This window comes from [Clostridium] innocuum (assembly GCA_012317185.1).
GTDB lineage: Bacteria > Bacillota_I > Bacilli_A > Erysipelotrichales > Erysipelotrichaceae > Clostridium_AQ > Clostridium_AQ innocuum.
In genome coordinates this window covers 2,130,287-2,149,903 of sequence record CP048838.1, presented here as the reverse complement: position 1 = coordinate 2,149,903, position 19,617 = coordinate 2,130,287, and the positions used below count along the sequence as shown (strand labels likewise).

Below are 19,617 nucleotides of genomic sequence, written 5' to 3'. Positions count from 1 at the left end.
GAAATTCAGATAAAATGTCGAATGAAGAAAAGAATTTCACAAAAACTTCCAAAAAATGAAAAAGAGCGACGATAACGCCGTTCCTTTTGTTTCAAAGCATAACATTTGCTCAAAATATGTCGGTTTATGCGGATTTTAAGCCATATTTCTGGATTTTTCAAGCATCCATTCGACAAAGACTCCATACCCGTTGGAAGGGTGGGAGGTGATGACATGCGTGACAGCACCAATGATTTTTCCATCCTGCACAATCGGTGATCCACTCATTCCCTGTACGATTCCATTCGACGCAGAAGCTAGACGCTCATCCGCAATCGTAAATTCGATACCCTTGACATCGGATGTATTCTGCCGGTGTACCTTCGTGATGTTAATCGTAAAGGGCTCAATCGTATTTCCCTGTAAGACAGTATACATGACGGCTTTTCCCGTATGTACCTCATCATGCTTTGCCCATGGCAGAGCCTCGACATTTCGCAGCATGGAATCGTAATGACCATAAATACCGATATTGGTATTAGCAAGTACATTGGCGAAGGCGGAGGAGAAATCTATTTCCGCATGCTTTTCACCCGGAATGTTATCCTGTGCCTTCGTTATCGATATGACATTGGCCGGATACAGGCTTCCGGAAGGTACCTCTGCAATCTGCTTTAAATCAGAATCCATGATTTCATGACCTAAGGCTCCGTAGGTATTGTTGGAGGGATCATAATAGGTCAATGTTCCAACACCGACGATTTTATCCTTTACATACAAGCCGCTTTTAAACGAACGTGTGGAGGCATCATACGTGGTTTTCAGGGTAACCGGTATGGTGTTCGAACCGCGTCGTATTTCGACAGGGATTTCATTGACAGCTTCCTGAAAGGCGGACAGCTGCTGATACAATTCATCCATGGAGGATATCGGTACCTGATTCACCTTTACCAGGATATCACTGGGCTGGATGGTACCGCCGGGATCATAGGTTTCACCTTGTACGACGAACGGATATGTTCCCGTAATCATCACACCGTTGTAATCCAGCTGAATTCCGATGCTGTCACCGCCCAGATACAGGTCATCGCTGGCGTGAATGCCGATGGGAAGCAGTAGGGACAGTGCGCATAAAAAAGCAACTATTTTTTTGTACAAATCGTTCACCTCCTGAAGATAGTGTGGTTCCCCGGGAGATGGTCATGTCAGTTAATTATTACCTGTTTCCTTTTTTGCAAGCTCATACAGCTCTTTTGCTGCCTGCAGAGCACTTTCACTGGTGCTGCCCTGTGATATCACAGCCATTTCCTGTATGCGCTCTTTATCGTTCAGCAGGCGGATCGTCGTTTCCGTATGTCCGCCTTCCTGATGCTTTTCCACAACATAATGCTGCATGGCACAGGCCGCAACACTTGCAAGATGAGTCACGCAGAACACCTGAGTCCTTTGCGCAAGCTGACGCATTTTCTTTCCGATGGAAAACGCAACACTGCCGCTGACACCGGTATCGATTTCATCGAAGATAATGGTATCAATACCCGTCAGCCGTGTAAAGACGGTCTTCAATCCCAGCATAAAACGGGAAAGCTCCCCGCCGCTGGCTGTAGCCTGCAGCGGACGCAGCCGCTCTCCGGCATTCATGGATACCAGAAAGGTGATTTTATCACTGCCCTGCGCATTTCCCTCAAAGGGCTCCAGTTCAACGTGGAAGCGTGCATTGGGCAGCTGCAAATCCTTTAGCTGCTGCAGAATCAGCTGCTCCAGCTCCCTTGCCTTTTTTTCACGCAGCACATGCAGCTGCATACAATCTTCTTCATATACCTTTCTGGCCTTCTCCAGCTCCTTCTCGGATTTTGCGATAAAATCCTGGCGGTGCAGGATGCTGTCGATCTTTTTTTCCAGAAAGCTGCGTTTCTCCATGACAGCCGCATAGCTGCCGCCGTATTTCCGCTGTATCTTGTGTATCAGGAAAATTCTTTCCTGAAGTTCATGGAAACGGCCCTCATCGAATTCGAGCTCCTCCAGATGGGTGCGGACGCGGGAGCACTGCTCATCCAGCGCATAGTACAGATCCAGCAGCTGTGCAGCCGCATCCGTAAAGATTTCATCCTCATGCAGCGCATGCAGCAGGCGATAGCTTTCATAGATGGAAGAAACACTTCCCTCATCCAAAAGGGCAATCGCCTGTGCTGCGGAGGAGCTCAGCTTTTCATATGCCATCATACGCTTTTGTTCCTGCTCCAGCTTCTCCAGTTCTTCTTCCTGCAGCTGTGCCTCGTCGATTTCATTCAGCTGAAAGGTCAGAAATTCCAGATCGTCCTCATTGTAATCACTGTGGAGCGCTTCCTCCAGGGCATCCTTCATGGAACGGTAGCTGTGATAGCTCTGCTTTGTCTTTGCCAGCAGGTCTTCATCCCGTGCAAATCGGTCCAGCAGCAGCTGGTGAGATGCCGCATTACGCAGATACTGTGTGTCATGCTGGGAATGAATATCGACCAGCTGAGAAACGATCTGCTTTACAAAGGAAACCGTTGTCGTTCGCTGATTGATCCGCGCAATGCTTCTTCCCTCCCGGGTTACCTCACGTGTAACAATCAGCAGGCCGTCCTCACATTCATGGCCTGCATCCTGCAGCTGCTGCAGCACGCTGTGCTGTGGCGCAAGTTCAAAAACGCCTTCAATGACAGCCTTGTCACAGCCCTCCTTGATCATGTCGCTGTTGACACGATCTCCCTTCAGAATACCGATGGCATCCATTAACAGGGATTTTCCGGCACCGGTTTCTCCCGTAAAGGCTGACATGTTGTCATGCAGCTCCAGCTGCACCTCATCCATCAGGATGAAATTTTTCACATAGATCTGTGTAAGCATATTCTCACCTCTTTACTGTATAATTTTTAACAATATCCCGAATGGGAAAAACCTTATGTGTCTCTGTATGCTTCAAATGCATAACGAATTCCTTATTGCCATCCCTGCCCAGTACACTGCTGGCACACAGGTGATGGACATACAGGCCGAGGGTTTTCACATAGTCACACATGGACTGCAAAACCTCGATATGTACCTTTTCATTTTTCACGATGCCATGCTTGCCGACCTTTGCCCTGCCCGCTTCAAACTGCGGCTTTACCAGGGCGACAATTTCCATATCGGCAAACTGCTCTGCCAGCACCGGAAGAATCTGCCGTATGGAGATAAAGGATACATCCATGCAGGCAAAATCCGGACGCGGATCAAACATATCCCCACTCAGATAGCGGCAGTTGACACCTTCCATATTGATAATGCGCGGATCATTTTTCAATCGCTCGAGCAGCTGACCCTTCCCGACATCCACTGCGTAGACAAGGCGTGCTTTGTTTTGCAGACAGACATCGCTGAAGCCTCCGGTGCTTGCACCGACATCCAAAACGACGCGTCCCTCCAAATCGATTTCAAAGGGCTTTAGCACATCATACAGCTTATAGCCTGCGCGGGAGGCAAATGCTGTTTCCGCCTCCTCCAGCTTGATATCCATGGAATCATCCACCGGCATACTGCTTTTCTTCGCAATCCTTCCATTTACAGTCACTCTGCCCTCCTGTATGGCATCCTGTGCTCTTGCACGGCTGTCACACAGTCCCTGCGTGCTTAAATATACATCCAGTCTCATTTCTTTTCCGGCCTCAGGTAGCTTGTGATGATTTCAAACAGCGTGTTCATATCCAGATGCTCCAGCTTTCGCAGCTGCGGTAAAGAGCCGTGCTCCACGAAATGATCATCGATTCCCATACGGACAAAATGTGTCGCATAGCGGTGGTCATTGGCAAATTCTGTAATAGCGCTGGACAAGCCGCCGCACAGCATATCCGGTTCAAAGATGATCGTCGGCTTATCCTCCTCACAGACGGAGGTCAAAAGCTCCTCATCAATCGGTTTGAAGAAGCGTGCATTGATTACCCGGATCGGCAGCTGATTCACCCTCGCCTTGGAAATGATACGATCCACATCCGGTCCGTAGGTGATGATATTGAGCGCATAATCCTCACGGATCACCGTCTGTGTCCAGGTTCCCGGTGGTATGTAGGTGTACTGCTCCACCGCCTGATAGGACACGTTACCTCTTGGATAGCGTATCGCATAGGGCTGATTGTTCTGCGCAAAGGCGGAGTACAGCAGATTCTGCGCTTCCCGGGCATCCTTGGGCTGTGCCAGTATCATATTCGGAATGGGCCGCAGCATGGCGATATCGAACACACCGTGATGCGTCTCACCGTCCTCTCCGACCAGTGAGCAGCGATCGATACCGATGACAACCGGCAGCTGCATACGTGCCACATCGTGGCTGATCTGGTCATAGGCTCTTTGCAGAAAGGAGGAATATACGGAGATAAACGGACGGATATCCTGCGTACAGAGGCCCGCCGCAAACGTCATTGCATGCTCCTCTGCAATACCGCAATCAAAGGAACGTGTCGGATAGCGGTCAAAAAAGGCGGACAGCTTACTGCCGGATTTCATTGCGGGTGTAATGGCGACAATGCGCTCATCATGCTCGGCAAGCTTCACCAGTGTACGGGACATGACCTCACTCCAGCTTTTATGTCCCGCCGGAAGCTTCGCCAGGGATTCTCCGGTTTCCGGGTCAAACTGGCTGACACCGTGCCATTTTCCTTCCTTATCCTCTTCCGCATAGCGATAGCCCTTGCCTTTTTTCGTGATGACATGGACAACGATCGGTCCCTCGTGCTGCCGGGCAATTTTCAGCACCTTGATCAGCATCTTTAAATCGTGTCCGTCCACCGGTCCGATATAGTCAAGATTAAAATCACCGAATATAGAGGTATCCACCACGTTTTCCTTGACTGCATTTTTCATATTTTTCATGGTATGCAGTAAAGAGGAACCCATACGGGAGGTGGATAATGCCCCTTTCAGATCTTCCTTCAATGTCGTATAGGGCTTGCTTGTCCGCAGCTTGGTAAAGGCCTCGTCCATCGCACCCACATTTTGTGATATGGACATGTTGTTATCGTTAAAAATAATGACCATATTGCGCTGTTCACTACCGATCTGGTTCAATGCCTCCATCGCCATACCACCGCTCAGCGCACCATCCCCGATGACCGGCACGATCTGGTAGGTATCCTTATGCAGATCACGTCCTACTGCCATGCCCAGTGCCGCTGACAGTGAGGTGGAGGAATGCCCGGCCTCCCAGACATCGTGTTCACTTTCCTTACGTTTCTGAAAACCGGCAATCCCCTTATACTGTCGCAGGGTTGCGAACTGATTTCCCCGACCCGTCAGGATTTTATGTACGTAGGACTGGTGACCGACATCAAAAATAAATTTATCCGTTGGAGAATCAAAGACATAATGCATGGCCAGCGTCAGCTCCACCACACCGAGATTACTGGACAGATGTCCTCCGGTTTTGGCAATGCTTTGAATCAGAAAGACACGTATCTGCTGTGCCAGATCCTGCAGCTGCGCAATCGAGCATTCCTTGATGTCCTCAGGCTGTTTGATATCGTAGATGTTCATGCAACCGCTCCTCTCAGTTTTTTCGCTTCATCAGCTGATCAAACAGCTCTCTTACCGGTGCTGCATCCAGCGGCAGCGCATCAAGCTGTGCAAGCGCCCGCCGGTAATAACGATCCGCTTCCTCTCGGGCGGCTTCAACGCCCATCAGCGTGACATAGGTTGTTTTTTCATTTTCCGCATCGCTGTTGATGTTTTTCCCAAGCTCCTCAACAGTGCTGGTCACATCCAGAATATCATCCTGAATCTGGAAGGATAATCCGGTATCCGCGCCAATGCGCTCCCATACCGCTGCATCCTCCCTGTGTCCTGCAAGCAGTGCAGCACAGACCAGCGGAAGACTCAGCAGTCTACCGGTTTTATAATAATGGATGTCCTGCAGTCCGGCATGATCAATGCCGGGATTTGCTTCCCCCTCCAAATCCTTGATCTGTCCCAGAATCATACCGTCTGCTCCGCTGAATTCGGAAAGCAGCTTTAAGATTTCCACAAGAACCTCTGCACGGCAGGTACACGCAGCCGCTGTATAAAAGGCCTGCGTCAACAGGGCATCCCCTGCCAGAATAGCGACATCCTCACCGAATTTGACATGACAGGTCGGCCTGCCTCTGCGCAGCGTGTCATTATCCATTGCCGGCAGATCATCATGAATCAAAGAATAGGTATGGATCATTTCAATCGCAGCGGCTACGGGATAGCCGATCGTCTCTTCAAAGCCATAGGCACGCAACACTGCCAGCAGCAGCCTGGGGCGTATCCGCTTGCCGCCTGCCATCAGAGAATACTGCATTGCCTCGTGGACTCTGCTGTGCTCCAGCGTATCCAGACAATGGGACAGATAGCTTTCAAAGTCAGACATTGTCGCTGCCCTCCTGATAGGTGTTCAGCAGCTCCTGTACACGATTTTCAAAATTTTTCAGCTGTGAATCACAGGAATTCACCAGCTGCAGTCCTTCTTCAAACAGAGCGATGGCATCCTCCAGCTCAATTTCATTTTTTTCCAGTGCGGCAATGATTTCCTCCAGCCGGCTCATGGATTGTTTAAACGGCAGTTTCTGTTCCATTATAATTTCTCCTTCTTCTCGATGTTCGTATATAAATATCCATCCTGCATGCGCAAGCGCAGCCGGTCATTTTGTTCTACAGCGTCCACGCTGGATATCACTTCATCACCATGATAGGCGATGGCATAACCGCGGGACAGACTTTTCAGCGGGGAATAGGCATCCAGCAGTGCGCTGATATTCCCTATCTGACGTTTTCGCAGCGTATCGTAATTGTGCAGTGCCTGCGTCAGGCGCAGCCTGCTTTCCGCGATGCTGCGTGTATTCTTCTGAAACAGGCGTTCGCTGTGTATGGCGAGCTTATGGGAATTCTGCTTCAGCTGCATGGCCATTGCGGCAACCGCTGCTTCCACGATGCTCAGCTGCTGCACATGCATGGCAAGCTTCATTTCCTCTTCCCGTATGTAGCTTAACGGGTCGCGCATATAGCGGTGTGAACGAATTGGCTCCAGGGCCTGCTTCGCCATATGCAGACGTGTTTCCATATCCTTTACGAGCCGCCGCCGCATCAGGGATACGTTCATGCGAACCTCTTCCAAATCCGGCGTGATCAGCTCCGCTGCAGCTGTCGGTGTCGGCGCCCGGGCATCCGATACATAATCCACCAGTGTCGTATCCGTTTCATGACCGACACCGGTTACGATAACCGTATGCATGGCAAACACGGCACGGGCGACTGCTTCCTCATTGAAGCACCACAAATCCTCAATCGGTCCACCGCCTCTTGCCAGCAGGATGACATCATGTCCGCCCTGATCCGCCTTGCGCAGATTTTCAACAATGGCTCCACTTGCCTGAATCCCCTGTACCAGGCTGGGATACACCACAACCTCAGCCAGCGGCCAGCGCCGGGAAATCGTCGTCAGGATATCCTGTACGGCCGCTCCGGTTTTCGCGGTAATAACACCGATGCGCATCGGATACTGCGGCAGCGGCTTTTTCTTCTGCGGATCAAACAAGCCCTGTGCAGCCAGCTTCTTTTTCACTTCCTCCAGCTGCAGAAACAGATCACCCAGGCCATCCGAGCGTACCGCTGTCACATACAGCTGTACACTTCCGCCCGCCTCATACATGGAGACAGAGGCCGTTACAATGACCTTCATCCCCTCCTTTAACAGGATGTTACAGCGTCTGGCATGGGAAGAAAACATAACACAGCTGATTTTGGAACGGGCATCCTTTAGGGTAAAATACCAGTGTCCGCTGCGGTGATTTGTAAAATTGCTGATTTCCCCCTTGATGAGAATGGACTGGATACGGATATCATTGTCCAGCGTCTGCTTGATATAGTGAACCAGCGCGGATACACTATAAACATTCTGACTCATAGACGATCCAGTACCCCGTTGATCAGACGATACGTTTCATCGTCGCAGTATTTCTTCGCCAGTGTAACAGCCTCATCAATGACAATTGCCTTCGGTGCCGTTTCCAGATCCAGCTCGCATGCCGCCATCATCAAAATGGCCTGCTCCACAAAGCCAAGGCGCGCAAACGTCCAGTCCTGACGAAGTGCCGCATTGATCTTGTCAATATAGACATCCTGATAGCGGATGGCATCGATGGTTACCGTGTAGAGAAACGGATCAATCTCATTGGTTTCACTGTTGTCGTACACACACTCCTTGATATCCTTCTGTAATAAAAAATGCTGATACAGGCTGGTCATTGCCAGCTCCCGTAGTTTATGTCTGCTGTTCATAGAAATCCTCCATTCATCTTTCTTATTTTATCATATTTGCCTGTTACTTTGCAGTCTTTGCTCCTGCTAATTTTTTCACTTTCCATCCCCATACACAACCTGTGCACTCGGCACAACACTGCTGGCAGGTGTGGTATGGCTGCTCTGGTCATCGAAGAAGATGTGCGCACCAAACGCCTTCAGTACCTCGCGCTTTGTAATGCCACCCAGAAAAAAGGCCTCATCAATACGGACATCCCATGCACGCAGAGTTCGGATCACCCGTTCATGCGCCGGTGCATTGCGTGCGGTCACAAGGGCGGTGCGTATCGGCGCATGCCCTTCAAATTCCTTCTGCAGGGCCGCAATCGTCTTGAGAAACTGCGCAAAGGGTCCCTCCGGCAGTACCTGTCGGGCACATGCCTTTTCATGCTCTGCGAATGCCTCCAGACCGTCCTTTTGAAATATCTGTTCGCTCGCATCTGAAAACAGCACGGCATCACCATCAAAGGCAATCCGGATCTGAGCGATATCCTGCAGCGGATCATAGCCCTCAATCGCATTGGTATAAATGCGTCCCGCCGCAAAACCGACCGCAAGCGCAGAACGGACATCCTCCTCATTGGCGCTTAAAAACAAATCCACACCGAATGCCTTTAGATAGCCGGTCAGTGGTCCTCCGCCGCTTAACACCGCCCGGGTGATATCCAGTCCGTAATGGGCAATCGAGGTAAAGATACGCAACGAGGTATCCGCACTGTTGCGTGACATGATCAATACCTCAACTCTTCGCTTCTTACTGCTCTCATTCAGCTTCAGCAGTGCCTTCACCAGGGCAAATCCGCTGCCCGGCTTCAGAATTTCCTGCTCATGCGCCAGCTGATATTCGCTATACGCCTGTAATCCCTTGGTTTCATATATGTAGTTTTCATCATCCAGATCAAACAATGCCCGGCTGGATATTCCGATTACCAGGCAGTCCTCAAGACTTACCGCCATGCTTACACTTCCCTTCTGTTCATGAAAAAAAGAAATCCGTACGGATTTCTTTAAAAGATAAAGCCAACGACGTGGATATCGATGATATCCGGTGTATACCCGGTCATATGTTCAATATTTTCAAAGATCTTACTCTGTACTTTGCTTGATTCTTCATTTACGTTTACGCTGTACTTTACTTTTATGTCGATCGACAAAATCAGCTGATCATTCACGATCTTGCAGCTGATCGGATATTTAAACGGTGTAGCGCTGTCCGCCAGCCGAATGTTTTCATCCTCTTCGACAACGATTTTTGCAATCGTCTGGAATGCAGATTTGCTGAGTGCGATTACACCTGCATTGTTTCGTTCCTTTAATGCAATATACTCTTGAGCCATTTTCATCACCTTCTAGGCTTATTATACCAAAAAGATTTCTTATTTGAAAGTAACTTCCATCAAATATTTGTGATTTGTAGCTTCCTGTGCCTTCTGCATGATCGTTTTCGCAACATTTTTATCATCCTTCTGTTCAAACACCGAGATGATACACGTATCTCCATTGATTTCCACAGCTGTCTGATAGCCATCCTTCTTCAACAGGTCAGCCACGCTTTTCTGCATGCTTTTCTCATCCTTCAGCTCATCGATTGCGGCAAGTGCTTCTTTCTTTGCACTGTCATCGCTTTTGGTATCCGCAACCACACTGGAATTGCGGTTGATCTCCTCTTCCTTTTTCTGATTGATGCTGTCCTGCAGCTTTGTTGAACCATCTGCCGATTCTGATGTATCTTTCTTCTGTTCCTGTGCTTCTTCCGTCTTGCCCTGAGCATCCTCTGTCTTTGCTGCTGTGTTTTCCTTATCTGCTTTTTTATCAGATTGAGGGGCCTGTTCCTCCATGACACTGGTGGAATCCGCCGGCAGTGTCACATAGTAGACAGACAGCATCAGAATCAGAGAGAACATGGTCAGAAATGCAAGTGCTTGTTTATTCATAAAAAGTGCCCTCCTTGCTATTACACCCTATGCAGGAAGGACACCTCTTATACCTGTTAATTCACTTTTGAAAAATATTGTTCATGCGCTGCATCCAGTCCTCATAATAGGCACTGCGGTACTGCATGAAGTCGGAATAGGAAATCACACGGTTCTCCAGCTCCTCGATAAAGCGGACAAATGCCTTGTTGATGGCGACCATTTTATCATCGTGGATGATATCAATTGTACCGATTTCACACAGGGAGTTTGCCAGAATACGGGCACATTCCTCATGCAGCAGGTCGCTTTGATCCATCGGCAGACGGACAAAGCTCGTATTCAGCCAGTAATTGTCGACCAGATAATTCTTGATGACATTTAAAAACAGACAGAAATCCTCCATATTGTTTCCCGGCTCGATGGCGAACAGCATCTTGAAGAAGACGAACCAGTCATAATCGCGGTTCAGCACGGAGATCAGATAATTCCCCAGAATATGCACAAACACATCCTTGGAATAGAAATCCGCATCCATGAGAATTTCATTTTCAAAATCCATCTGAATGGAATTCAGCTTCTTGAAGGTACGAAACAGTGAGGAGATACGGTCATTGTTACCGCCGTCAAAGCGAATGTCCTTGATAAAGATGTAATGTCCCAGAATCGTAGACACACTTTTCAGATTCATCGTAAAGCCGATGGATTCGTTCATCTTCAGTGCGAACAAATCATTGATTGCCTTGGAAATCTGTTTTTCAAAGCTGGTTTCCGTGATACTCGCATCACTCAGCGACGTTTCCTGCATCTGATTGTATATGATGTTCAGCTGCCGGTCGGTAATGGTCAGATTGGCCTTGATGCTGGCAAGCAGATCCTTCATGAAATCATCATACACATAATAATTCGTATTTTTATACACCAGCTTATGCTCGATTTCACCCCAGAAGGAATGCACCAGCGCCTTGATCTGCAGCTCTACATTGACCTTTTGTCCGTCCTTGAGATAATAGCCGTCAATACGATAGATTGCAAAGCCGTTTTTCTGAATCTGGGGCTGCCGTGAGGCGCAGTCCAGAAAGAAGTGCGGATTGATTTCATTATAATAGAAGCCATCCTCTTCATTACGGATGTTCAGCGTTTCCCGTATTTTATTGAGCACATTGTATTCATCCTCAATAAAACGGCATTCAATGATAAAGCCGATCAAATCACTCAGATTATCCAGAATTCCCTGCGCACTGTCATTCTCCACGTAAAAGCGGTTGCGGATGATTTTTTCACGCAGGCTCTCCTTTGACTTCACACGCGAATTGATATCGATGATCATTTCACTGGATTCCTTAAATACCGCAATCAGATACTGTTCAATCTCCCGTTCTATTTCATGATAGAATTCATTGTTTTCAGAAAGCAGGGCTAATGCTTCATCAATTGTGTCAAATACCTTTAATCGCATAGGGCAGACTCCTTTCCCTTTTCAAAATAGGAACGTGTCGTTGCCAGGTCTTTTTTCAGCTGTTCACCGAGGGCGCGTGCATCCGGAAACTTCCGTTCCTCCCGTATATAGGACAGGAACCGGAAGATGACAGGCTCCTCATAAATGTCCTGATCAAAATCCAGCAGATGCGCTTCGATGGATCCTGCTTCCTGGTAATTGTAGGTTGGATTGTTACCGACGTTCATCATCGCCCTGTGCCATGTCCCCAGCACCTTGACCGCCCCCACATATACCCCCTTTTTCGGCATGACGTAGAGCTCTTGCAGACGCAGGTTGGCCGTAGGAAATCCGTTCTTCCTTCCAACATGACTGCCCCCCTTGACGCTTCCCTCCATATCGTACCAGCGTCCCATGAAGCGGGCCGCCTTTTCCATATCGCCTTCCTGGATCAGCTCTTCGATACGCGAGGAGCTGATTTTCCTATGCTCACTGCTAACCTGATCGATGACATGCACATCGAAATCCGTCTGTTCATGTAAGGATTGTGCATTCCCCTCCCCTTTTCTTCCATAGTGGAAATCATATCCGCAAACCAGCGTATCCAGACGCAGCGGCTTAAGCACCTTTTCATGAAAATCCTGCGGAGTCAAATCCGCCATTTCTCTGGAAAAATCAAGAATGATCCAGTATTCGATTCCCATGGCCTCCGCAATCCGCATCCGCTGCTTCATCGGTGTGATGTGTGCAATATCCCTCACCCCCTTGATCACGCACCAGGGATCGGGATCAAAGGTGATCAGGGCGCAGCGGGTATTGCGTATTTTCGCAACACGCTTCACCTCATCAATCAGCTTCTGATGCCCCAGATGCAGACCGTCAAAATAGCCGATGCAGGCTGTCAGCGGTTCTTCGACAACTGCTGTCCCTGTTAAATTTATATGTACTACCTTCATAGCCTCACCTACCATAAGCCGCGGACACAGCGAAATACTGCCGCATCCTCACGCTGATATATAGCGACAATGTTTCCGTTATGGGTAATGGCAACATCATCCGCCTCGCACCTTAGTGTGATTTTCTTTCCATTATAAATATCCGCAGGCCGTTCATATTCCACCGGTTCATAATGGGAAAGCACCTCCTGCAGCGTATGCAGCTGAAAACGGCCTTCCTGAACATCCTGCAGAGTGACGCATTCATCAAGGGAAAAACGCCCTACCTTTGTACGAACCAGCGAGGACATACATCCCAGATTTCCTGTTTTCTGTGCGATGTCATGGCACAGGGAACGCACATAGGTTCCGGAGCTGCAGCTGACCCGAAACTGCAGCTTCTGCGAATCCAGCGCTTCAATATCATATATGGTTACCTCACGCTCTGGACGCGTTACCGCTATCCCTTCCCGTGCATATTCATAAAGCTTTCTTCCGTTCACCCGGACACTGGAAATCATTGGTGGTACCTGCTTCTGTACACCGCGAAAGCTGTTCAGAACCGATTGAAAATCTGTAATCGGCTGTATCGGCGCTTTCTTCAGCGGCTCCATCCAGATATCATCACTGATCGTCTGAATGCCCAGCTGCAGCGTCGCAATATACTCCTTGTCCGTATCCTCCAGAAACGGCAGCGCCTTGCAGGCCTTGCCAATCAAAACCAGAAGCACGCCGGTCGCATTCGGATCCAGTGTACCGCTGTGTCCGATTTTCGTTGTATGTAAAATCCTTCGCAGACGTGCCACCACATCATGCGAGGTCATATTCTGTTCCTTGTTTATTAGTAAAATACCGTCCATCTTATCACCATCACTAATTATACCATAGATTTTTCACAAATCATGAGAGGAATATGTGAAAGTGAAAAAAAGCATGGTATAATAAAACGGTTTCTAAAGGATGTGAAAAAATGGAACTGCATACTATCTTAGGCGATATACGAAAAGCGGATCAGGACTACCATCTGATCGATGACGGGGACCGGATTGCCGTGGGGGTGAGCGGCGGGAAGGACAGCATGGTGCTGTTGACTGCGCTGCACATGTATTCAAAATTTGCAGACAGGAATTTTGAGGTGGTCGGCATTCATATAAAGCTCGGCTTTCCGAACATGGACTTCAGCGAGGTTGTTGCTTTCTGCCGGCAGCAGGGCATCACCTTTTACCAGTTTGATTCCCAGGTGTATGAGATTTTGAAGCGGAATCCAGATAAGGAGGGCAACATCAAATGCAGCCTATGTTCCAAGTTTAAAAAGGCAACGGTTATCGACGCCGCAAAGAAGCTGAACTGCACGAAGGTGGCATTCGGCCATCACAGCGATGATGCTGTGGAAACACTTATGATGAATGCGATACACGGCGGAAAGCTGGCAACGTTTTTACCGAAGATGTATATGTCGCGAACAGACACCACCTTTATCCGCCCGCTGGTTTATTCCTATGAAAGCGATATTTTATCGGCACTGGAACGAAATCAGATTCCGTTCGTGAAAAGCACCTGTCCCAACGACGGCTATACGGAGCGGCAGGCAATGAAGGATATGCTGCAGGAATTTTACAGGAGCTATCCAATGGCACAGAAAAATTTCATCCGGATGCTGTATAACGAGGATCAGGTGGAGCTGTGGCACAGGGAGGGTGACCACATGGCAGAGAAAGCAAAATCCATGTCTGTACTTCTGAAGGAGGAAAAAGATCTGCAGCTCGCACGCCACGGTGCCAACTATTTTATCGTCTATTCGCACAGCGACAACCCGAAGCAGCGTCATCATTTGAAAATTCGCGAGGATGAAAGCATAGCTATCATGGAAGGAACACCGATTGCGGAAATCTTTCAAGCATATTCCTCTGTGAAGCATACACAGTAAAAAAAACGTCAGGCGACGTTTTTTTTATAATATTTTTATGATTTCAATATTTTCCGAAGTATATCTGTTCCCTATGTTCGATGACTTCTGTGATTCATTCCATACGCTGCCGATTCGATGTATGGACAAGTCATTCTCTGTTTTCAATAACACGATTGAAATTCTAAAGTCTTTTGCAGGCGTTCACGGATATACCCGGCTACCGTCTTGCGCGATAAACTGCGCATTACTAACTGCAGGTGTTATTTTGCCTCCTATACCGGCTTACTTTTATCCTGCTGCTGAACCGGATCACTTTTCGTTTCGTCCCTGTGGATTTCCAATCACTACTTCTCTTCCAGATAATACGTAGCTTCCATATCCGCTGTACTCAAAGCAAATGCCAGCGGATACATTTCAAAGGCAGCACCGACATTTCGTACCTCTTCACTTCCGCTGAACCCCATATGATAGCGGATGGCAAAGGCTTCCTCTCTGCTCAGCCGCATAAAGCCGGTGATGATATAAACGCTCTTTTCACCATGGCCATACGGCAGCCGGTCATCATATTCGTAATACGGTACCTGTACCCACTGTCCGTTCACCTTCTGGTTTCGCGTACTTTCCTTGTAGCAGTTGATCTTACATATATCATGCAGCAGCGCCACAATAGCAATCGTTTCCTCATTGTAATCCATATGATAGCATTCCTTTACCCTTGGACGGCTCAGATAATCCTTCAGACAGTCATACACATTCAAACTGTGCTCCAGCAGCCCCTGTGCATGAGCACCATGAAAACGGGTACTTGCCGGTGCCCGAAAGAAATCACTATGCTCCGACAGCAGATATTCCAGCAGCTTCTCGCTGCCCTCCCGATGGATATGCTCCCTGTATATTGATAAAAACCGCTCCTTGTTCTCCATAAGCTTTCCTCCATACGTATGCTACTATTATAGCAGGAATTCTTACCTGTGGAAATTACAAAAAGCAGGAAAACGCTACGAGGGACAAAAGCTATTGCATCGTGCCGCCTTTGCAGATTTTTGCAGCGTTCCATAACGAACCGCAGATATCACCCAAGCACCAATAAAATGCAGGTGAGCAGAGCAAAGAAGCACAGATAATCATGCAGCTGCTGCAGGAAGCGAAAGGAAACAAGTAAATGCAAGGTCAGCATATATTCAACAGGCAGGAGATTTCTACTATGAAACAAGCACTTGGATATTCATGGCTAACACTAAAAAACAGATGATTTTCATCATCTGCTTTTCAGTGCCCAGGAGGAGAGATCTTTCCCTGTAAATACAGGTGGGTCCCCTGTGTAATTTTTTAGGATCCCTACAGTCTTACCTAGGATGTGCAGGTATTCACACCAAAATACAACATCCGGAGTCCCTTATCTCTAAGTGTAGGAAAAATTTGTACCTCCTGGACATCTATAGTATATCATGGATCAATGAAAATAATACTCTTGACTTTATTTTTTTTGTTGTTCCACTTTTATCCCCTGTGTCCTGCGGTATCTTAAGATTTTTAATCAGCTATTCTATCAGAATTGCATATAAAATGCAAATATTTGGCTTCCTGCATTTCTTGTATAGATTTAATTGAAATTTCACAACCTAATGATGAGGTGATAACAATGGCAGTTGCACATAAGGGAGCCATTTCCTTCGGCCTGGTACATATCCCCATACAGATGTATCGTACAACCAGAGATGTGGATATTTCCTTCAACCAGCTTTGTAAGAAAACACATGAGCGGGTGCACTATAAAAAATATTGCGGACATTGCGATAAGGAGCTGAAGGCAGCCGATATCGTTAAGGGTTATCAGTATGAAAAGGATAAGTATGTCATTATGGACAATGAGGAGATTGACGCCTTAAAGGCGGAAAAGGATCGCACAATCACGATTCTTCAGTTCACGAAGCTTGCGGAAATCGATGATATCTATTATGAAAAAAACTATTATGCCGTACCGGAAAAGCATGCAGAAAAAGCATATGAGCTGCTGCGTGATGCCATGGCAAAGCTGTCTGTGGTCGCGATAGCAAAAACGGTGATTGGCACAAAGGAAACCCTGCTGGCACTGTGTCCCGGTGAGGACGGCATTTTAGTGAAAACGTTGTTTTATCAGGAAGAGATTGCCGAGAATCCAAAGGCTTTCGCACACCCCAAGCTGGTCAAGGCGGAAAGTGATATGGCAAAGCAGCTGATTCAGTCCATGACAAAGCCGTTTGATCCCGGTGATTACCATGATGAATTTCAGGAACGACTGCGTGCAGCAATCGAAGAAAAAATCAGTGGTCAGCATATCGTGCATGCCAGTGACCGCAAGCAGGACACTGCAACTCCAGTCGATTTGATGGAGGCCCTGCAGCAGTCCCTTTCTGAAATGAAGCCCAAGGGAAGACGCAGGAGCGTGAAGCACTGATGGACTTTGCAGCCAGAGATGCTTCCCCGATGCTCATCGGGCTGGAGCAGCCGGCCTTCGATGATGAGGACTACATCTATGAATGGAAGCTGGACGGTGTACGCTGTCTATTGTATCTTGACAAAGACAGCACCGAATTGAGAAACAAACGAAATCTGAAGCTGAATGCAAAGTTTCCTGAGCTGACACAGCTGCATAAGCAGGTAAAAACACGCTGTATTCTGGATGGCGAGCTATACATCTTTCATAATGGAGAACCGGATTTCTTTCAGGTACAGAAGCGGACATTGACCTCGGACCCCTTTAAAATCCGTTTACATTCCCGCCAGTTCCCTGCCAGCTTCACTGCGTTTGACATCCTTTATTACAAGGATACATGCGTTATCGATCAGCCACTCATGAAACGCAAAAAGATGCTGGAAAAGACAGTTCGGGAAAATGAACGGCTTTCGGTTTCCCGCTATATTGAAACCAACGGAATTGCGCTGTTTGAACTAACCAAACAACGCGGATTAGAGGGTATCGTCGCCAAACGCAAAGACAGCCGCTATGTGTGTGGAAAGCGCACGAAGGACTGGATTAAATGCAAGAATCTGCTGGATGATGATTTTATCGTCTGTGGCTATATTGTCAAGGAGAAAGGCATTGTATCCCTTGTTCTGGCACAGTATGACGTACAGAATCATATCGTATATAAAGGACATGTCACCATGGGGGCATCTCTTCCCTATCTGATGGAGCACAGTGAAAAGACCGACACCAGCTTTCTGCCCAGCATCCCCGGTGGAAATGAAGAAGCCGTATGGATTGATCCGCCGTTGGTAGGAACAGTAAAATTCATGCAGTATACAGAACAGGGCGGCCTGCGACAGCCGGTATTCAAAGGCTTTCGTGAGGATAAAACCATTAGGGAATGCAGAAGCAAGCACTAGAGCTTTGCAAATACCACCAGCTATAAACCAGCCGTCTTTTTGCAGCTGGTTTTTTGAATGTAAACAGTAAGGTATTCGTTCTTTACAGTCAATAGACGGGCTGTGACGCTGAATAGAAACCAGTGTTACAGTTTTTTTATATCTCTTTCAAGGAGGCTCTATTTCATCATCAAACAACTTCATACAAAGGTACGTGCTGGTAATAAAAAGCATACATACCTGGTGTATATCGTCCTTTTACAGCTGCGGCAGCACCATGTGTTTCCTGAAAATATAATTTTTTACGAATTTCAAAATTATTTAGGAGTTTTGCATGTTCGATTCGTATAGATATGTATAAAGAAAACAAGGAGGATACTACATATGGTAAAAGAAAAGAATTATCCGATTCCCTTTCACAATGATGTTTTTTTCAAGTACATGTTGATCGGAGAGGATGCAGACTCTGAACTGCTGAGAAGCAGGATCATCGAAGCGATTTACTCACTGAAGGTTCAAAAGACAAGGGTGTTGAATCCGGAGCTGCTGCCGGAAGCCTTTTTTGGAAAACGAGCGATTTTGGATGTTGTGTTAGAGGATGTGGAAGGTCATTTTTATGACCTGGAAATGCAGGTATCCGGGTACACGAAGGAAGAGCAGCTGCGTTTTCAGCAGTACGGCTACCGTCTGGTTGGCAGACAGCTGAAGCAGGGAGATGATTATACAAAGCTGAAGCCGTTTTATCAGATCATCTTTATGAACTGCAAGCCGGAGGATAAAGGACGCATGATTCGTCACTACAGGGTAAAGGATGAAGATAATCAAGAGGAGCCAAACGGTACACTGAATCGTGCGATTGTGTTTTTACCGATGATCAAGCAGCGTATAAGGGAAGTCAGAGGCGTAGAAAACCTGACGGAATTTGAAACTTTCTGCTATGTGCTTGCATATAATCCGGATGATGCTATACTAAAAATAAAGAGAAGGATGGTGGATATAGCTATGGAAAAATATAATGAAATGCGAGAGGATGGGGCGTTATTCAGCTGGGCGGAATCGGTGGAATTTGCGGAGCGAGCAGTACAGGCCAATCTGCGAGATCAAACTGCAGAAGCTAAAAGAATTGGAAAGCTGGAAGGAATCGAAGAAGGTGTGACAATAGGTCTGAAAAAGGGTTTAGAAACAGGTTTGGAGACAGGTAAAAAAGCATCGTTAAAATTATTATTGTTACACAAATACGGCGTAGATGATGCATGGGCCGATACATTATCCAATCAACAGGTCGATGACGCAGTCCTTCATATCCTGGACTGTGATACATATGAGCTTTTAAAAGATAAGGTGAGGGAGAAAAAGTAACGTGAGCATACTTTAGAAAATCAAAGCAAACAGAATATACAAAACATAAGGAGCTGTGACATCCAGAGTCACAGCTTTTGTTGTAGATAAAACATTACAACACCAAAGAAGGATTAAAAAATGGTAAACTGAAAATATACTTTATGGATGGATGGGATTTGTCATGTACGTGTGTAAATTTTAAAATTTAATGTAAGGAAGCTGCAGGAAATGGGCCATAAGCTTCCTTTTTGATTAGATGTGCATGGTGAAAAGAGTATATCAATATACCATGTATGTCATCATACGTGAATTTATCATATAGATATGTCTGTTTTTATATACCACGATACCAGATTTCTCGTTGCTCGCAAGCAAGGCAGTCCTTAGCCTGCATGCTTAGGATTAATATTGTGCCATAGCTTCTCTTCTGCAGCTCATCCC

19 protein-coding genes are annotated in these 19,617 nt (G+C 47.2%); 4 read left to right on the top strand and 15 right to left on the bottom strand.

Annotated elements, in window-relative coordinates; translation table 11 throughout:
* Nucleotides 1-135 precede the first annotated feature (135 nt).
* The 14 genes from G4D54_10310 to truB form a co-directional block, all read right to left on the bottom strand.
* Nucleotides 136-1,137: a stage IV sporulation protein B gene (locus G4D54_10310; protein ID QJA02804.1), complete on the bottom strand. Its 1,002-nt coding sequence runs from the start codon at nt 1,135-1,137 to the stop codon at nt 136-138.
* Nucleotides 1,138-1,188: 51 nt separating this feature from the next.
* Nucleotides 1,189-2,850, bottom strand: coding sequence for a DNA repair protein RecN (recN, locus tag G4D54_10305; protein ID QJA02803.1), 1,662 nt, complete (start codon nt 2,848-2,850; stop codon nt 1,189-1,191).
* A 4-nt stretch (nt 2,851-2,854) separates the two neighbouring features.
* Nucleotides 2,855-3,634, bottom strand: a complete 780-nt coding sequence (locus G4D54_10300) for a TlyA family RNA methyltransferase (GenBank protein QJA02802.1) — start codon at nt 3,632-3,634, stop codon at nt 2,855-2,857.
* On the bottom strand, nt 3,631-5,508 hold the full coding sequence (dxs, locus tag G4D54_10295) for a 1-deoxy-D-xylulose-5-phosphate synthase (GenBank protein QJA02801.1): 1,878 nt from the start codon (nt 5,506-5,508) through the stop codon (nt 3,631-3,633). The genes G4D54_10300 and dxs overlap by 4 nt, the downstream gene beginning before the upstream one ends.
* Before the next feature lie 13 nt (nt 5,509-5,521).
* Nucleotides 5,522-6,364, bottom strand: a complete 843-nt coding sequence (locus tag G4D54_10290; GenBank protein ID QJA02800.1) for a polyprenyl synthetase family protein — start codon at nt 6,362-6,364, stop codon at nt 5,522-5,524.
* The gene (xseB, locus tag G4D54_10285) at nt 6,357-6,569 is read right to left on the bottom strand and encodes an exodeoxyribonuclease VII small subunit (GenBank protein QJA02799.1); all 213 of its coding nucleotides are present in this window, start codon (nt 6,567-6,569) and stop codon (nt 6,357-6,359) included. The genes G4D54_10290 and xseB overlap by 8 nt, the downstream gene beginning before the upstream one ends.
* Nucleotides 6,569-7,897 carry an exodeoxyribonuclease VII large subunit gene (gene xseA, locus G4D54_10280; protein QJA02798.1) on the bottom strand — a complete coding sequence of 443 codons (1,329 nt, stop codon included), beginning with the start codon at nt 7,895-7,897 and terminating at the stop codon, nt 6,569-6,571. Before xseA ends, xseB begins: the two co-directional genes overlap by 1 nt.
* Nucleotides 7,894-8,271: a transcription antitermination factor NusB gene (nusB, locus tag G4D54_10275; GenBank protein QJA02797.1), complete on the bottom strand. Its 378-nt coding sequence runs from the start codon at nt 8,269-8,271 to the stop codon at nt 7,894-7,896. The genes xseA and nusB overlap by 4 nt, the downstream gene beginning before the upstream one ends.
* 75 nt (nt 8,272-8,346) lie before the next feature.
* On the bottom strand, nt 8,347-9,249 hold the full coding sequence (locus tag G4D54_10270) for a 5'-nucleotidase (protein QJA02796.1): 903 nt from the start codon (nt 9,247-9,249) through the stop codon (nt 8,347-8,349).
* 50 nt (nt 9,250-9,299) lie between these two features.
* Complete coding sequence (locus G4D54_10265) at nt 9,300-9,629, bottom strand: Asp23/Gls24 family envelope stress response protein (GenBank protein ID QJA02795.1); 330 nt, start codon at nt 9,627-9,629, stop codon at nt 9,300-9,302.
* Between the two features lie 39 nt (nt 9,630-9,668).
* Nucleotides 9,669-10,226: a SpoIIIAH-like family protein gene (locus G4D54_10260; GenBank protein ID QJA02794.1), complete on the bottom strand. Its 558-nt coding sequence runs from the start codon at nt 10,224-10,226 to the stop codon at nt 9,669-9,671.
* Nucleotides 10,227-10,287: 61 nt separating this feature from the next.
* The gene (locus G4D54_10255) at nt 10,288-11,664 is read right to left on the bottom strand and encodes a RelA/spoT family protein (protein ID QJA02793.1); all 1,377 of its coding nucleotides are present in this window, start codon (nt 11,662-11,664) and stop codon (nt 10,288-10,290) included.
* Nucleotides 11,655-12,599: a bifunctional riboflavin kinase/FAD synthetase gene (locus G4D54_10250; protein QJA02792.1), complete on the bottom strand. Its 945-nt coding sequence runs from the start codon at nt 12,597-12,599 to the stop codon at nt 11,655-11,657. The genes G4D54_10255 and G4D54_10250 overlap by 10 nt, the downstream gene beginning before the upstream one ends.
* A gap of 8 nt (nt 12,600-12,607) precedes the next feature.
* Entirely contained in the window at nt 12,608-13,438 is an 831-nt protein-coding gene (gene truB, locus G4D54_10245) for a tRNA pseudouridine(55) synthase TruB (GenBank protein QJA02791.1), read from the bottom strand.
* A gap of 110 nt (nt 13,439-13,548) precedes the next feature.
* Between truB and G4D54_10240 the strand changes: the two genes are divergently transcribed.
* Nucleotides 13,549-14,505 carry a tRNA 2-thiocytidine(32) synthetase TtcA gene (locus tag G4D54_10240; GenBank protein ID QJA02790.1) on the top strand — a complete coding sequence of 319 codons (957 nt, stop codon included), beginning with the start codon at nt 13,549-13,551 and terminating at the stop codon, nt 14,503-14,505.
* Nucleotides 14,506-14,831: 326 nt separating this feature from the next.
* Here the strand turns inward: G4D54_10240 and G4D54_10235 are convergent, their stop codons facing one another.
* A complete protein-coding gene (locus G4D54_10235; protein ID QJA02789.1) occupies nt 14,832-15,410 on the bottom strand; it encodes an HD domain-containing protein in 579 nt (192 codons plus the stop codon).
* Between the two features lie 719 nt (nt 15,411-16,129).
* Here G4D54_10235 and G4D54_10230 point away from each other — a divergent pair.
* The 3 genes from G4D54_10230 (at nt 16,130) to G4D54_10220 (ending at nt 19,194) form a co-directional block, all read left to right on the top strand.
* Complete coding sequence (locus G4D54_10230; GenBank protein QJA02788.1) at nt 16,130-16,924, top strand: Ku protein; 795 nt, start codon at nt 16,130-16,132, stop codon at nt 16,922-16,924.
* Nucleotides 16,924-17,856: a DNA ligase gene (locus G4D54_10225; protein QJA02787.1), complete on the top strand. Its 933-nt coding sequence runs from the start codon at nt 16,924-16,926 to the stop codon at nt 17,854-17,856. The genes G4D54_10230 and G4D54_10225 overlap by 1 nt, the downstream gene beginning before the upstream one ends.
* A 363-nt stretch (nt 17,857-18,219) precedes the next feature.
* A complete protein-coding gene (locus tag G4D54_10220) occupies nt 18,220-19,194 on the top strand; it encodes a transposase (protein QJA02786.1) in 975 nt (324 codons plus the stop codon).
* The last annotated feature ends 423 nt before the right edge of the window (nt 19,195-19,617 follow it).

Bases quoted from the DNA above. Each gene is read 5' to 3' on its own strand.
- G4D54_10290 (QJA02800.1), bottom strand. From the start codon at position 6,364: ATGTCTGACTTTGAAAGCTATCTGTCCCATTGTCTGGATACGCTGGAG.
- G4D54_10255 (QJA02793.1), bottom strand. From the start codon at position 11,664: ATGCGATTAAAGGTATTTGACACAATTGATGAAGCATTAGCCCTGCTT.
- G4D54_10250 (QJA02792.1), bottom strand. From the start codon at position 12,599: ATGAAGGTAGTACATATAAATTTAACAGGGACAGCAGTTGTCGAAGAA.
- G4D54_10225 (QJA02787.1), top strand. From the start codon at position 16,924: ATGGACTTTGCAGCCAGAGATGCTTCCCCGATGCTCATCGGGCTGGAG.
- xseB (QJA02799.1), bottom strand. From the start codon at position 6,569: ATGGAACAGAAACTGCCGTTTAAACAATCCATGAGCCGGCTGGAGGAA.
- G4D54_10235 (QJA02789.1), bottom strand. From the start codon at position 15,410: ATGGAGAACAAGGAGCGGTTTTTATCAATATACAGGGAGCATATCCAT.
- G4D54_10240 (QJA02790.1), top strand. From the start codon at position 13,549: ATGGAACTGCATACTATCTTAGGCGATATACGAAAAGCGGATCAGGAC.
- G4D54_10220 (QJA02786.1), top strand. From the start codon at position 18,220: ATGGTAAAAGAAAAGAATTATCCGATTCCCTTTCACAATGATGTTTTT.
- truB (QJA02791.1), bottom strand. From the start codon at position 13,438: ATGGACGGTATTTTACTAATAAACAAGGAACAGAATATGACCTCGCAT.
- xseA (QJA02798.1), bottom strand. From the start codon at position 7,897: ATGAGTCAGAATGTTTATAGTGTATCCGCGCTGGTTCACTATATCAAG.
- G4D54_10270 (QJA02796.1), bottom strand. From the start codon at position 9,249: ATGGCGGTAAGTCTTGAGGACTGCCTGGTAATCGGAATATCCAGCCGG.
- nusB (QJA02797.1), bottom strand. From the start codon at position 8,271: ATGAACAGCAGACATAAACTACGGGAGCTGGCAATGACCAGCCTGTAT.
- G4D54_10260 (QJA02794.1), bottom strand. From the start codon at position 10,226: ATGAATAAACAAGCACTTGCATTTCTGACCATGTTCTCTCTGATTCTG.
- G4D54_10230 (QJA02788.1), top strand. From the start codon at position 16,130: ATGGCAGTTGCACATAAGGGAGCCATTTCCTTCGGCCTGGTACATATC.
- recN (QJA02803.1), bottom strand. From the start codon at position 2,850: ATGCTTACACAGATCTATGTGAAAAATTTCATCCTGATGGATGAGGTG.
- G4D54_10265 (QJA02795.1), bottom strand. From the start codon at position 9,629: ATGGCTCAAGAGTATATTGCATTAAAGGAACGAAACAATGCAGGTGTA.
- dxs (QJA02801.1), bottom strand. From the start codon at position 5,508: ATGAACATCTACGATATCAAACAGCCTGAGGACATCAAGGAATGCTCG.
- G4D54_10300 (QJA02802.1), bottom strand. From the start codon at position 3,634: ATGAGACTGGATGTATATTTAAGCACGCAGGGACTGTGTGACAGCCGT.